13 protein-coding genes and 1 tRNA gene are annotated in these 12,640 nt (G+C 61.8%); 8 read left to right on the forward strand and 6 right to left on the reverse strand.

The features are described 5' to 3' along the window. Nucleotides 1-67 precede the first annotated feature (67 nt). From F8N82_RS04835 to F8N82_RS04855, 5 genes are all read left to right on the forward strand, one after another. Nucleotides 68-304, forward strand: a complete 237-nt coding sequence (locus tag F8N82_RS04835; RefSeq protein WP_038994088.1) for a hypothetical protein — start codon at nucleotides 68-70, stop codon at nucleotides 302-304. A gap of 190 nt (nucleotides 305-494) precedes the next feature. Then, nucleotides 495-827 (forward strand): ribonuclease E inhibitor RraB, encoded by a 333-nt coding sequence (locus F8N82_RS04840; RefSeq protein ID WP_010226349.1) that lies wholly within the window; start codon nucleotides 495-497, stop codon nucleotides 825-827. 210 nt (nucleotides 828-1,037) lie between these two features. Continuing rightward, the gene (locus tag F8N82_RS04845) at nucleotides 1,038-2,447 is read left to right on the forward strand and encodes a circularly permuted type 2 ATP-grasp protein (RefSeq protein ID WP_038994089.1); all 1,410 of its coding nucleotides are present in this window, start codon (nucleotides 1,038-1,040) and stop codon (nucleotides 2,445-2,447) included. Between the two features lie 3 nt (nucleotides 2,448-2,450). Continuing rightward, the gene (locus tag F8N82_RS04850; protein ID WP_038994090.1) at nucleotides 2,451-3,401 is read left to right on the forward strand and encodes an alpha-E domain-containing protein; all 951 of its coding nucleotides are present in this window, start codon (nucleotides 2,451-2,453) and stop codon (nucleotides 3,399-3,401) included. Then, entirely contained in the window at nucleotides 3,398-4,195 is a 798-nt protein-coding gene (locus F8N82_RS04855) for a transglutaminase family protein (RefSeq protein WP_038994091.1), read from the forward strand. Before F8N82_RS04850 ends, F8N82_RS04855 begins: the two co-directional genes overlap by 4 nt. Before the next feature lie 3 nt (nucleotides 4,196-4,198). Here the strand turns inward: F8N82_RS04855 and F8N82_RS04860 are convergent, their stop codons facing one another. Then, entirely contained in the window at nucleotides 4,199-4,999 is an 801-nt protein-coding gene (locus F8N82_RS04860) for a cytochrome c (protein WP_038994092.1), read from the reverse strand. Nucleotides 5,000-5,546: 547 nt separating this feature from the next. Between F8N82_RS04860 and F8N82_RS04865 the strand changes: the two genes are divergently transcribed. Then, entirely contained in the window at nucleotides 5,547-6,275 is a 729-nt protein-coding gene (locus F8N82_RS04865) for an amidotransferase (protein WP_038994093.1), read from the forward strand. Nucleotides 6,276-6,284: 9 nt separating this feature from the next. Here F8N82_RS04865 and F8N82_RS04870 read toward each other — a convergent pair whose 3' ends face one another. The 3 genes from F8N82_RS04870 to F8N82_RS04880 all read right to left on the reverse strand — a co-directional run bounded on the left by F8N82_RS04870 (nucleotide 6,285) and on the right by F8N82_RS04880 (nucleotide 8,855). Next, nucleotides 6,285-7,256 carry a magnesium and cobalt transport protein CorA gene (locus F8N82_RS04870; RefSeq protein WP_010226338.1) on the reverse strand — a complete coding sequence of 324 codons (972 nt, stop codon included), beginning with the start codon at nucleotides 7,254-7,256 and terminating at the stop codon, nucleotides 6,285-6,287. 65 nt (nucleotides 7,257-7,321) lie between these two features. Continuing rightward, nucleotides 7,322-8,044, reverse strand: coding sequence for a lysophospholipid acyltransferase family protein (locus F8N82_RS04875; protein ID WP_038994094.1), 723 nt, complete (start codon nucleotides 8,042-8,044; stop codon nucleotides 7,322-7,324). Between the two features lie 121 nt (nucleotides 8,045-8,165). Next, nucleotides 8,166-8,855 carry a crotonase/enoyl-CoA hydratase family protein gene (locus tag F8N82_RS04880; RefSeq protein ID WP_038994095.1) on the reverse strand — a complete coding sequence of 230 codons (690 nt, stop codon included), beginning with the start codon at nucleotides 8,853-8,855 and terminating at the stop codon, nucleotides 8,166-8,168. 279 nt (nucleotides 8,856-9,134) lie between these two features. Here F8N82_RS04880 and F8N82_RS04885 point away from each other — a divergent pair. Together F8N82_RS04885 and F8N82_RS04890 are read left to right on the forward strand one after the other, a co-directional pair. Next, nucleotides 9,135-9,224: transfer RNA gene (locus F8N82_RS04885), tRNA-Ser, on the forward strand. A 71-nt stretch (nucleotides 9,225-9,295) separates the two neighbouring features. Beyond that, nucleotides 9,296-9,811, forward strand: a complete 516-nt coding sequence (locus tag F8N82_RS04890) for a DUF6630 family protein (protein WP_052251396.1) — start codon at nucleotides 9,296-9,298, stop codon at nucleotides 9,809-9,811. 57 nt (nucleotides 9,812-9,868) lie between these two features. Here the strand turns inward: F8N82_RS04890 and F8N82_RS04895 are convergent, their stop codons facing one another. Both F8N82_RS04895 and F8N82_RS04900 read right to left on the reverse strand, forming a co-directional pair. Next, nucleotides 9,869-12,004 carry a TonB-dependent siderophore receptor gene (locus tag F8N82_RS04895; RefSeq protein WP_038994096.1) on the reverse strand — a complete coding sequence of 712 codons (2,136 nt, stop codon included), beginning with the start codon at nucleotides 12,002-12,004 and terminating at the stop codon, nucleotides 9,869-9,871. 228 nt (nucleotides 12,005-12,232) lie between these two features. Continuing rightward, on the reverse strand, nucleotides 12,233-12,613 hold the full coding sequence (locus F8N82_RS04900) for a hypothetical protein (RefSeq protein WP_038994097.1): 381 nt from the start codon (nucleotides 12,611-12,613) through the stop codon (nucleotides 12,233-12,235). Nucleotides 12,614-12,640: the final 27 nt, after the last annotated feature.

Here is a 12,640-nt window from a genome sequence, read left to right on the forward strand (position 1 = left end):
CCCCTGTCGTGAGGTCAACGGAAGGTAAGCCCGATTCACCCTGAACATCTGTACAGAGGAGAGTCCAATGAAAGCCTGGGTCATTACCTTTGTTGACCAGAAGGGCGAGCGTACCTCGCTGCCGCTCACCGCAGAGCTCGAGCCGAGTATCGAAGAGGCTGCGCGGCTGATTCGCTCCCATCTGTTTCCGGTTTTGGGCGAACTGGACCTCAATGATTTTCAGGACCGCGAAACCTCGCCGACGGCCAAATGGCTGAAAGAGCAGAACGGGGTGGAGATCACTGCCATCACTGAAGGACCCTGAACCCGCATGCCGGTTGGCACGCTGGGCAATCAGGCGCTACGCTGCAGACAAGGTCGGGCAATTTTTTCTGATTGTCCGGGCTTGCCGATCCACGTCACGCAACAGCTCGAATTGCCCCCGCACGGCTTGTGTGGCGGGCAGGTGCGTTTTGCACTGAAAGTCTATCCATCGGTAATGAGGAGGACGATTCATGAGCAGCCAATACGAGGACATCAGCAGCACGGTCTTGCGTCGGATGAAAGAAGGGGGGTTCAACTTCGCGCAGATTCATCCCATCGAGTTTTATGCAGTATTTCCGGACGAGGCACGGGCGCGGCGAGCGGCAGGTAAGTTTCGCGGCGAATCACTCAGTGCCCAGGTACACGAGCGCGATGATGGCGCCTGGCACCTGGAGCTGAGCAAGGTGATGTTTGCAACTTATGGCGGTATCGGCGAATTCGAACAGGATTTCGAGGCGGTGATTGCCCCGCTGGGTGGTGAAATCGAAGGCTGGGGCGTCAAGCAGGAGCGCCAACTGGCCTGAACAAACGGTCCCACAGGGCGGCATCGGACCGTCTCTCGTGGGCCGCTCGGCGCTTCGCAATGAAGCGCTGGCGTCAAAGCAACCGGGGCGGTTGCACAGATCTGGTGCGACCGTTCTTCGCTTAAAACACAACTTATTGAATAACAAGGAATTATGCCGCTGGCACGGGGCTTGCGATGGCTCGGGTGCACGGGTGACAAGGAGTTCGGCATGATCCGCACCTTTTACGATGAGATGTACGCCGCTGACGGCCAGGTCCGTCCGCATTACCGGGAGTTCGCCCGCTGGCTGGGCGAAACCCCGCCGGAGCTGCTGGCGCAACGTCGACGTGAAGCCGACCTGCTGTTCCATCGCGCCGGTATTACCTTCACCCTCTATGGCGACGAGCAGGGCACCGAGCGCCTGATTCCCTTCGATACCATCCCGCGCAGCATCCCGGCCAGTGAGTGGCGAGTGGTCGAGCGTGGCTGCATACAACGGGTCAAGGCGCTGAACCTGTTTCTCGCCGACCTGTACCACGACCAGCGCATCATCCGCGCCGGGATCATTCCGGCCGAACAGGTGCTGGCCAACGACCAGTACCAGTTGGCCATGCAGGGCCTGGACCTGCACCGCGACATCTATTCGCACATTTCCGGGGTCGACCTGGTGCGCGACAGCGATGGCAGTTATTACGTGCTGGAGGACAACCTGCGCACCCCCAGCGGCGTCAGCTACATGCTTGAAGACCGCAAGATGATGATGCGCCTGTTCCCCGAGTTGTTCGCTGCCCAGCGCATCGCCCCCATCGATCATTACCCCAACCTGTTGCTCGATACCCTCAAGAGCTCAAGCCCCCTGGGTAACCCCAGCGTGGTGGTGCTGACCCCCGGGCGTTTCAACAGCGCTTTCTTCGAGCACGCCTTCCTCGCCCGCGAGATGGGCGTCGAGCTGGTCGAAGGCGCCGACCTGTTCGTGCGTGACGAGCGGGTATTCATGCGCACCACCGACGGCCCCAAGGCGGTCGATGTGATCTACCGACGCCTGGACGATGCCTTCCTCGACCCGCTGGCGTTCAATCCCGATTCTATGCTTGGCGTGCCCGGTCTGCTGGCGGCTTACCGCTGCGGCAACGTGGTGTTGGCCAATGCCATTGGCACGGGCGTGGCCGACGACAAGTCGATCTACCCCTATGTCACCGACATGATCCGTTTCTACCTCGATGAGGAGCCGATCCTGAAGAATGTGCCGACCTGGCAGTGCCGCAAGCCTGAGGAGCTTTCCCACGTGCTGGCGCACCTTCCGGAACTGGTGGTCAAGGAAACCCAGGGCTCCGGCGGCTACGGCATGCTGGTCGGCCCGGCGGCGACCCGTGCCGAGATCGAAGCCTTCGCCGCGCGAATCAAGGCACGGCCGGCGGCCTACATTGCTCAGCCGACGCTGTCGCTGTCGACCTGCCCGACCTTTGTCGAGAACGGTATTGCCCCACGGCATATCGATTTGCGCCCCTTCGTACTGTCCGGGCGCGAAACCCGAGTGGTGCCTGGCGGCCTGACCCGGGTTGCCCTGCGTGAAGGCTCGCTGGTGGTCAACTCGTCCCAGGGCGGCGGTACCAAGGACACCTGGGTGGTCGAGGATTAAGTCATGCTGAGTAGAACTGCCTCCGATTTGTACTGGATGTCGCGTTACCTGGAGCGGGCGGAAAACCTCGCACGGATGCTCGATGTCAGCTATTCGCTGTCGCTGATGCCGCAGGACGGCCGCGGCGATGGCCTGGATGAAATGGCCATGCCGCTGTTGATCACCGGCACCCTCGACGATTACCTGGAGCGCCACGGTCAGCTGCATGCCGAGCGTCTGCTGCACTTCTTTGCCCTGGACCCGGAAAACCCGGCGAGCATCTACAGCTGCCTCGGCGCCGCGCGGGCCAGTGCCCATGCGGTACGCGGGCGGATCACCGCCGACATGTGGGAAAACATCAACGCCACCTGGCTGGAGATTCGCGGTATCGCCGAACAGGGCCTGGGCCGCTATGGCATGAGCCGTTTCTGCGAGTGGATCAAGGAGCGCTCGCACCTGTTTCGCGGCGCTACCTACGGCACCATCATGCGCAACGACGCCTTTCGCTTCATTCGCCTGGGCACCTTCATCGAGCGGGCCGACAACACCTTGCGCCTGCTTGATGCCCGCTACGAAATGCTCGGCGACGAAGCCGAGGCGGTCAGCGACAGCTCGGCGCGGGGTTACTACCAATGGAGCGCCTTGCTGCGTGCGCTGTCGTCATTCGAGGCCTACACCGAGATCTACCGTGATGCGCCAGCAGCTCGTCATGTCGCCGAGCTGTTGCTGTTGCGTGCCGACGTGCCGCGCTCGCTGCGTGCCTGCACCGAGGAGATCGACCTGATCCTCGCCAGCCTGCCTGGCGGCAACGGCCGCCCGGCCCAGCGTCTGGCCGCCGAGGTGGACGCATGCCTGCGCTACACCTCGATCGATGAAATCCTCGCCGAGGGCCTGCACCCCTGGCTGACCCATTACATCCCGCTGGTGCGTGAACTGGGTAATGCCATTCACAGTGCCTACCTGGAGGCCGTATGAGACTGACCATTAGCCACGAAACCGCCTACCACTACGAAGACCAGGTGCGCGCCAGTATCCAGTACCTGCGCCTGACCCCGCACGACAGTGAGCGCCAGCAGGTGCTCAGCTGGCAGTTGGACCTGCCGCGGCCGGTGCGGGCGCAACTGGACCCGTTCGGCAACATCCTCCATGTGCTGAGCCTGGAGGAACCGCATTCGGACCTGGTCATCGCTGCCCGCGGTCTGGTGGCCATCGACGAAAGCCGCGAAGCCGAGCATGAGCTGCAATCGCCGCTGCCGTTCCTGCGCTTCACCCGCCTGACCGAGGCCGACGAAGCCTTGCGCAGCTTCGCCAGCCAGCAATGCCGCAAGCGCCGCGACCGCTCGGCCTTGATCGAGTTGATGAATGCGCTGAACCAGCGCATGGCCTACCGGCCCGGCAGCACCGCTGTGGATACCAGTGCCGCCCAGGCGTTCGCCGGCGGGGCCGGGGTGTGCCAGGACCACACCCATGCCTTCCTGGCCTGCGCGCGTAGCCTGGGCGTTCCGGCGCGCTACGTGTCCGGCTACCTGTTCGACAGCGACAGCCAGCAGATGGCCAGCCACGCCTGGGCCGAGGCCTGGCTGGAGGATGCCTGGTACAGCTTCGATGTCACCAACCAATTGGCCCGGCCCGAACGGCACCTGAAGCTGGCGGTGGGCCTGGACTACCTGGATGCCTGTCCGGTGCGTGGCATGCGCCGCGGTGGCGGTTTGGAGCAGATGCACGCCAAGGTGTTGGTGACCCCGACCCTCAACGCCCAGCAGCAGTAAACCTCAGGGTTTGCGCGTGGCCATATGGCTCAGGTACGCAAGCAGTGCGTCCAGCTCGGCGTCGCTGATGACGGTTGCGGCAAATCCGGGCATTTTCGCCTGGGGCCACTGGCGCAGGCTTTGTGGGTCGCGGATATAGCGCCTGAGAAAATCGGCCTGGAAGTATTCGCTCGGGTTGTGCGGCAGGTTCAGGTCCGGGCCAAACTGAGCGTCACCGGCGCCGTTAAGGCGATGGCAGGCCAGGCAGTTCTTCTGGAACACGGCAAAACCCTGATTGACCGGGTCGTCGGCGCTCAGCCCGGGTGCTGGGCGCATGGCCGGGAAGCGCTCGGCCACGCCAGCCAGGCGGCGAATGCTGGCGACCTGAAAAGGCCATTGTTCGGGGCTGATGCGCCCGGCTTGCGGGTTAGTCCAGACCAGATAAAACGGCCCGGCGCCGGCTTTGCCCTTGGCCAGTGTTGGCCAGGGTTTTGCCGGGTCTTCGATGGCCAGCCAGGCCCGCGCTGGGCCGTCCTTGAGCAAGGGTGCGGCGGGCATCTCGGCGGCAAAACCATCGAGGGCGACGGCCTGCAGGTGATCATCGGCCTGCACTCCCTGCAGGAGGGCAGCCAATGGCACCGCGCGGTAATGCATGGTTCTCTTGTAGGAAACGTCGTTGTCGATCTGGATATCCTGCGCCAACGGGTGCGCGAGCAGCTCGGCGCTCTGCCATTGGCGGCTGCCGTTGCCCAGGTCCAGGGTCAATTGCGCCGCTTGCAAGGGCAGGCAGAGCAGGGCAAAGAGCACGCTAAAGCAATGGCGCATGGGCAGTCTCCAACCATCAGGGTCGGCAGATTACCTGCACACAACCGGTTTGTGCCAGGCACAAACCCAGGGAGGAGGGCATGCCGCTCAGCCGAACAGGCGTGAAAGGTTCGGCAGGATCAACAGCAGCGTAGTGGCGAAGAGAATAAGCCCGGCTTGACGTACTTTGTGTTGTTTGAACATGGCTGACCGCCTTTTTGTTGTTATTCCTGAGTGCCCAGAGGCTTCCTTGTCATCGATCTGGCGACATCATTTAACGCGGTGAAACATTAAGACGCGAACCGTTGCTAATGGGTATACAGCTAACCTTAGGGTCAACGTCACCCGTGTTTTAGAACGCTTTAATCTGTACTTATTGCGCTACAGTTAGTTTTCGCTATGAGGCCTTTAGCCATCCACCAGCATTCCCCCTGCTAGACACCTGCGGGACATCAGCAAGTGGATCCCAACTTCATGACCGTTCGTCCGAGCATCATACTTGCCTACGCGCCTTATTCGGGGCAGGCTTTACGGGGCAATCCCGCCTTTGTCGTTCAGGACTATCTCTATGTCGCTACGCATCTGCATCCTGGAAACCGACGTCCTGCGACCGGAGCTGGTCGAGCAGTATCAGGGCTACGGACGGATGTTCGAGCAGTTGTTTACCCGCCAGCCAATCGCCGCCGAGTTTCGCGTCTACAACGTGTTGAACGACGAATACCCCGATGATGACCAGGTGTTCGATGCCTACCTGGTCACTGGCAGCAAGGCCGACTCGTTCGGTGATGATCCGTGGATACACAAGCTCAAGGCGTTCCTGCTGGAGCGCTATCAGCGTGGCGACAAATTGCTTGGCGTGTGTTTTGGTCATCAGTTGCTGGCGCTGCTGCTGGGCGGCAAGAGCGAACGCGCGCACCAGGGCTGGGGGGTAGGTACCCACCGTTACGTGATGAATGCCAAGGCGCCGTGGATGAGCCCGCAGGTCGAAGAGCTGACCTTGCTGATCAGTCATCAGGACCAGGTCACCCGCCTGCCGGAAAACGCCACGGTGATCGCCTCCAGCGATTTCTGCCCCAACGCGGCTTATCACATCGGCGATCAGGTGCTGTGCTTCCAGGGCCACCCGGAGTTCATCCACGACTATTCGCGGGCGCTGCTGGAGCTGCGTCAGGAAAACCTCGGCCAGGAGGTGTACCGCAAGGGTATCGACAGCCTGGCGCACGAGCACCAGGGCAGCACGGTGGCCGAATGGATGATGCGCTTCGTCGCGCACAAGCCCCGGGGCCGTTCGGCCTGAGGCCTGCCGTTACAGCCAGCCGGAGCGCTTGAAGCTCGCGTACAACGCCGTGCAGCCCACGGCGATCCCGCCCAGTACGGCAAAATAGCCGTAGTGCCAGCTCAGCTCCGGCATGTTCTGAAAGTTCATCCCGTAGATCCCCGCCACCGCGGTGGGGAATGCCAGGATTGCCGCCCAGGCGGCGAACTTGCGCTGGACGATGCTCTGGCGTGATGACTCCAGCAGCATGCCGATCTCGATGGTCTGGCTGGCGATATCGCGAATCCCGGCCAGGTCTTCCATCTGCCGGGTGACGTGGATCTGCACATCGCGAAAGTACGGGCGCATGTTCTTGTCGATGAAGGGGAAGGTCAGGCGCTGCAGTTCTTCGCTGACCTCAACCATCGGTGCCACGTAGCGGCGCAGGCGCAAGATGTCGCGACGCAGGCTGTGGATGCGCTGGATGTCTTCTTCCTTGAGCGAGCCGCTGAGCACGCTGCGCTCCAGCTCCTCGATCTCGCCATGAATGGCTTCGCTGACCGGCTGGTAGTTTTCGGTGACGAAGTCCAGCAGGGCATAGAGCACGAAGTCTTCGCCGTGCTCGAGCAGCAACGGCCGGGCCTCACAGCGTTGGCGCACCAGGGCGTAGGATTTCGAGTGACCGTTGCGGGCGGTGATGATGTAGCCGTTGCCGGCAAAGATGTGGGTTTCGATGAACTCCAGCTTGCCTTCGTGGCGCACCGGCGAATAGGTGACGATGAACAGGGCATCGCCGAAGGTCTCGAGCTTGGGCCGGCTGTGCTTTTCCAGCGCGTCTTCGATGGCCAGTTCGTGCAGGTTGAACTGGCGCTGCAGGTTGGCCAGTTCCTGGGCGTCGGGCTCTTCCAGGCCAATCCAGACAAAATGCCCGGGTTTGCTCGCCCACTGGCTGCCTTCATCGAGACTGATATTGGTGACTTTTCTGCCGGCGCTGTACACCGCCGCTGCAACGACTCGACCCATGGTTGTCCGCTTCTTCTGTTAACCGTGCCAGTAGCTTGGTCTGACCGGCACGATTCGGCAACCGTTCACGCCTGGGCCAATTCACCTTCCATGCGATCGATGCACTGTTGCATCTGCAGGCGGCACTGTTCAGCCAGGGCCGGGACGTCCTGCTGGGTCAGGCCGCTGGTGGCAATCGGTGCCAGCGAACGGATGATCACCTTGGCGCGGCGCCAGCCGTTGAGGTTCAGGCGGCAGGCATAACGGCTGACGCACACTGGCACGATCGGCACGCCGGCTTCCACGGCCATGTGGAAGGCCCCTTTCTTGAAAGTGATCAGGTGCTCGCCAGCATTGCGCGTGCCTTCGGGGAACACCCAGATCGAGGTGTCGTCTTCGCTCAGGGTGCGGGTGGTGGTTTGCATCGCCCGACGCGCCTGATAGGCGTTGCCGCGATCGACCAGCACGTTGCCGCCCAGCCAGAACAGCTGGCCGAACAGAGGGATCCACTTCAGGCTCTTCTTGCCGATGCACACGGTGCGCGGCGGTACCACATGGCCGAGGACGAACAGATCGTAGTTGGACTGGTGGTTGGCGATGATCACACAGCCCGGCGGCTGGTCGAACAGCGGGCCGACCTCGGCCTTGATCTCAAGGCGCATCAGCCAGGTGGCAGGCAGCCCATAAAGGCGTGCACAGATTCGGCTGTTGTCCGGGTTGAACGGTCGGCACAGGCCAACCAGCACACCGAGAACACCGGCCAGGAGAAAATGCAGCCCCAACAGGAGCATGCGGATAATAAAAAGCATCGTACGACTCACACCAGGCAAACGCGGCGCAGTGTACGGGTGTGCACTTCTATCGGCAAACGCTCATTGGGGCAGGTAGGCCTGATTACACAAATAGTTGCAATCAGGCCTTGGTAGGGGGTCAGCCCAGGTGTTCCTGGTCGCGGATGATGGCGTCGTCGAGAAGATCCAGCAGGCCTTTGCGCACCTTGAGCTTGGTGTGCTTGTGGGCGTTCATGTTGATCTTTTTCAGTTGCCGGGCTGCGGTCAGCGCAGCTTCCTGCAGTTGTTCGATCGGCACCACCTTGTCGAGGAAACCGGCGTCGACGGCGCTGGCCGGGTCGAACATCTCGGCGTTGATCACCGAACGGTGGAACGCCGAGCGGCGCAGGCGATCTCGGGCCAGTTCGATACCGGCGTGGTGCATGGTCATGCCGATCTGTACTTCATTAAGGCCGATGCTGAACGGGCCTTCGACACCGATGCGGTAGTCGGCCGAAAGCAGCAGGAAGGCGCCTTTGGCCACGGCGTGGCCCGGGCAGGCAACGATGATCGGGAACGGGTGCGAGAGCATGCGCCGGGCCAGGGTCGAACCTGCGGTCACCAGGCTGACGGCTTCTTTGGGGCCAGCGGTCATGACTTTCAGGTCGTAGCCGCCGGAGAGAATGCCCGGCTGGCCGGTGATGATTACCACCGCACGGTCCTGCACGGCCTGGTCGAGGGCGGCATTGAAGGCCTGGATGACGTCAGGCGAGATGGCGTTGACCTTGCCGTTGTTCAGGGTCAGGGTCGCAATGCCGTCTTCGAGGTGGTAGGTAATCAGCTCACTCATGACAGGGTTCCTTAAGGGGGAGTGGGGCAGACGTTACTCAGGCAAGTGCGCGAGGTAAAGCGCTGTGACTGACTGACCGGTCAGCTTGAGCGGTACTTGCCTAGCCTGGCGGGGCGGGCCTGAAAAAGCACGCCAGAGAATGGCGGCTTTGCCCTCTGCGCCCGGTTATTTTCACTAATTGGCTTAAGCGCATGAAAATTCTGAAAAAAACCTTTGCCAACAGAACCTCTTTCGACTACATTAGCGCGCCTCGACAGGCTGAACAGCTTGGCGAGAACCGGTGAAGTGTCCGAGTGGCTGAAGGAGCACGCCTGGAAAGTGTGTATACAGGAAACTGTATCAAGGGTTCGAATCCCTTCTTCACCGCCACATCTAGAAAAGCCCCCGACCTGAACAAGGCCGGGGGCTTTTTGTTTTGCCCATGAAAAAGGATGTTTCAAATGCTCAAAGAATGTTTCACCAAGGCCCAGATCCTGGCCGCTGAACAATTGCTGACCTTGATCAGCCCGACGGCCGAAATGGCCAGCCAGCACGTCCAGGCCCTGCGCGAGGTCGAGCTGGATGAAGATGACGTCGAAGAGTTCGAGGATGACCCCCAGCAACTGATGTATATCGTCAAGGATGTGGCTGACTGGGAGTCGGTGTTCTTCGTTGACTGGAAGGACACCGAGTCCTTTGTACAGAGCGTGCAGCAGCTGGCGGAGGCGCGGGATGCCGAAGTTACTTTCGGTGTCGAAGACCCGGAGGATGAAGAGTTTCTTGACGACACCACTGTGCCGGAGCTGATGGTCACGGCCCACGAAGAACTGCACAAGCAGGGCCTGGTGCTGTGGAATTGGTCCACCGACAGTGACTGCTACAGTGGCTTCATCACCACCAAGGACGTGGCGGCGCAGCTGGTTGCACTGGGGAAAGTGCTGGAAGTGGAGATTCGCGAGGGTAGCGAACCGTTCTGATGGTGGTGTCTTGTGGGCGCTGGCAAGTCCAGCTCCCACAGACCCGCGATGAGGCCCTCAGAAGCTCACGGAAGCCGAAACCCGCGCCGTGCGCGGCGCCCCCTGAAACAGATAACCATCCCCCAGATACTCCCCGGCATCGCGCCAGTAGCGTTTATCGAAGACGTTATCCACCATCAGCCGCAGCACCGTGTCGTAACCACCGATCCTGGTGCTGTAACGACTGCCCAGGTCGAACACCGCATAGCTGCCAACCTCAACCGTTCCAGCCTGGTTGGCGTACTTGCTGGCGCTGTATCGCGCACCGCCGAGCAGGGCCAGGCCCGGGATCGGCAAGCTGTAGTCAGCCTGCACGGCAGCCCGCAAGTTCGGTACGTTCAGCGCTTGATGGTCTTCATAATCAGCCGTGCCGCTGTTCTTCACCCGCGCCCGAATCGCCGCAGCACTGGCATTGATCTGCAGGTTGGAAGTCAACCAACCGCTGGCGCCCAGCTCCAGGCCGATGTTCTTCTGCTGGCCTTGCTGCACATAGGTGAAGCCACCGGCGCCGTCAGGTTGCGAGTACTGATAGGCCTGGCGCAGCTGGAACAGGGCGGCGCTGAGGCTCAGGCGTTGCCAGTCGCGTTTGATGCCGAGCTCGATCTGATGCGAGGTGGTCGGGGCGAGGATGTCCTGGTTGTTTTGTACGAACCATGGCGCCGCACTGCCCGCTGAAAGGCCTTTGCTGTAGCTGGTGTAGAGCGAGATGTCAGCCCGTGGTTTGTAGATCAGCGCTGCGTTGGGCAGCAGTTCGTACTGGCGGGTGTGCCGACGGTCGTTACCGGCTTCATCGAAGGATTTTTCGTCCAGGCGCACCACGCGCGCGCCCCATTGGGTTTGCCAGTGCTCATTGATGGTGATTCGATCGCTGGCAAAAATACCGTACTGACGGCTGTCCAGGCGCCGCTCGGAGTGCCCTGGCATGCCGTCGAATGGTTTCAGTGCAGGGGTTGACTGGTAGATGTTGCCGCTGCCGATGAGCTGATTGAAGGTGGGACGCTGATCAAGCGTGCGCCGTTGTGCACTGCTGCCGACGGTCAGTTCGTGGCTCAGGCCGGCCACTTCAACGCGCCCGTTCAGCAGCGCTTGGGCCTCGTCGATACGGCGCGTGTCGTCAGGGCTGCGAAAATCATAGATGTCGTAGTCGCCTTCCGGGCTGAAGTGTACAGCCGTGCCACCTTCTGACCCCCAGGCAAACGAACTGTAGTCATCGATCACCACCTTGCTGCGCGAGGCGCTGATGCTGCCGGTCCAGTTGTCACTGAAGCGATACTCGAAGCGCCCGCCAAGGTTCAGCGAATCGATGGTCACCGGCTTGGCCCAGTGCTGGTAAGCCAGGCGGTCGTGCGGGTCGATGCCGTGGGGCAGGCTGTTGCCACCGAGCAACTGATAGCCGGGGACCGAACGCTGCTCACGCTGCTGGTACTCGGCGTCCAGTTGCAGCACCGCGTCGGGGTTGATCTGCCAGTCGAAGGCCAGGGAGGCGAAGTCACGCTTGCCGTCGGCGTGGTCGACGGAGGAGCGGATGTCTTCGTGGGCCAGGTTGGCGCGCAGGCCGAACTGGCGCTCGCTGCCGAACCAGCCACCAAGGTCAGTGGCAAGGTAGCGCTCGCCCTGCTCGTTGCTCGACACCGTCACCGAGCGCACATCCTCCGGGCGCTTGGTGACGTAGTTGATCAGCCCGCCGGGTTCCGACACACCGCTTTGCAGGCCCGACAGGCCCTTGAGCAATTCGACTTGCTGTTTGTTCTCCAGTGCCACGTTCTGTTCGCCGGCGATGGTCTGGCCGTTGATCCTGTAGCTGCTGGCAGCATTGAGCTCGAAACCGCGCACGTTGAAGTTTTCGTAGTAACCGATCGGGGCATAGCTTTCACCCACCGAGGCATCGCTTTGCAGCACTTCACTGAGCTTGCGCACCTGGCGATCGGCCAGCAATTGTTCGCTGAACACCGCGATCGACGCCGGGGTATCCAGCAACGGCGCCGGCTGGAAACCGCCGACCGCGGCTTCGCGAGCCTGATAGCCCTCGCTGTAGGCCTCGGACACCTGCAGCGGGGCCAGGGTGATGCTGCCCTCGGCCAAGCTGTGCGTAGCCGGCAGTGCCAGGCTCAGGCCGAGCAGGCGCAAGGGCAGGCGAGGGCGGGGCAGGGTCATGCAGAAGCTCCTTGAAGGCGAGCGCGAACGCGCCGTTATCAATCGGCTGCTGTCCGGCAGGGTTTGTTTGCCCGATAGGTGAAGCGTGGGCGCGAACCCGGGCACTCAAAGCCTGCCTGGTATTGCGCCGGGCAGGCGGGGGCGCAATCTTAGCAGGGGCGACTGGCGGGCGGCGCCCCTGTTTTCAATCGGCTGCTATTGCCAGGAACGAGTGAGGGCCATGCGGACTTAGCCGTTCGCTGCCGTCTGGGCGTGACGCCGCCAGTTGCCGTCGAGCTTGGTCCAGGTTTTCTTGTCGGTGATGGCCATCAGTTTGCGACCATCCTTGAAGGTCGCCAGGAAGGTCACCTCCTCTTCCTTGCCGCCTAACCAGAGGCCGGCGATCAGGCCAACCGGGCCGGCCACCAGGGCACCGGCGACACCCCAGCCAAGGGCGCTGCTCAGGCTGCGGCTGGATTCCTGATTGGCGACGATCAGGTCGGTGATGCGGGTAAGGGCGATTTTCTCGCCGGGTGAAGGGCTGCGGGCGGTCTTGAGTGTGAGCGATCCGTTGCGGTACTCGCCTTCACCTTGCAAGAAATCGCCGGATTGAACCGTGAGTCTTGTCATAGTGGCGTCCAGGTTGAAAGGGCTATT

Source organism: Pseudomonas fluorescens, assembly GCF_902497775.2.
GTDB classification, from domain to species: Bacteria; Pseudomonadota; Gammaproteobacteria; order Pseudomonadales; family Pseudomonadaceae; genus Aquipseudomonas; species Aquipseudomonas putida_F.

What these genes read in the sequence shown, in the direction of transcription:
- F8N82_RS04840 (WP_010226349.1), top strand. Translation starts at nt 495, where the DNA reads ATGAGCAGCCAATACGAGGACATCAGCAGCACGGTCTTGCGTCGGATG.
- F8N82_RS04895 (WP_038994096.1), bottom strand. Translation starts at nt 12,004, where the DNA reads ATGACCCTGCCCCGCCCTCGCCTGCCCTTGCGCCTGCTCGGCCTGAGC.
- F8N82_RS04865 (WP_038994093.1), top strand. Translation starts at nt 5,547, where the DNA reads ATGTCGCTACGCATCTGCATCCTGGAAACCGACGTCCTGCGACCGGAG.
- F8N82_RS04860 (WP_038994092.1), bottom strand. Translation starts at nt 4,999, where the DNA reads ATGCGCCATTGCTTTAGCGTGCTCTTTGCCCTGCTCTGCCTGCCCTTG.
- F8N82_RS04875 (WP_038994094.1), bottom strand. Translation starts at nt 8,044, where the DNA reads ATGCTTTTTATTATCCGCATGCTCCTGTTGGGGCTGCATTTTCTCCTG.
- F8N82_RS04890 (WP_052251396.1), top strand. Translation starts at nt 9,296, where the DNA reads ATGCTCAAAGAATGTTTCACCAAGGCCCAGATCCTGGCCGCTGAACAA.
- F8N82_RS04845 (WP_038994089.1), top strand. Translation starts at nt 1,038, where the DNA reads ATGATCCGCACCTTTTACGATGAGATGTACGCCGCTGACGGCCAGGTC.
- F8N82_RS04850 (WP_038994090.1), top strand. Translation starts at nt 2,451, where the DNA reads ATGCTGAGTAGAACTGCCTCCGATTTGTACTGGATGTCGCGTTACCTG.
- F8N82_RS04900 (WP_038994097.1), bottom strand. Translation starts at nt 12,613, where the DNA reads ATGACAAGACTCACGGTTCAATCCGGCGATTTCTTGCAAGGTGAAGGC.
- F8N82_RS04870 (WP_010226338.1), bottom strand. Translation starts at nt 7,256, where the DNA reads ATGGGTCGAGTCGTTGCAGCGGCGGTGTACAGCGCCGGCAGAAAAGTC.
- F8N82_RS04880 (WP_038994095.1), bottom strand. Translation starts at nt 8,855, where the DNA reads ATGAGTGAGCTGATTACCTACCACCTCGAAGACGGCATTGCGACCCTG.
- F8N82_RS04835 (WP_038994088.1), top strand. Translation starts at nt 68, where the DNA reads ATGAAAGCCTGGGTCATTACCTTTGTTGACCAGAAGGGCGAGCGTACC.
- F8N82_RS04855 (WP_038994091.1), top strand. Translation starts at nt 3,398, where the DNA reads ATGAGACTGACCATTAGCCACGAAACCGCCTACCACTACGAAGACCAG.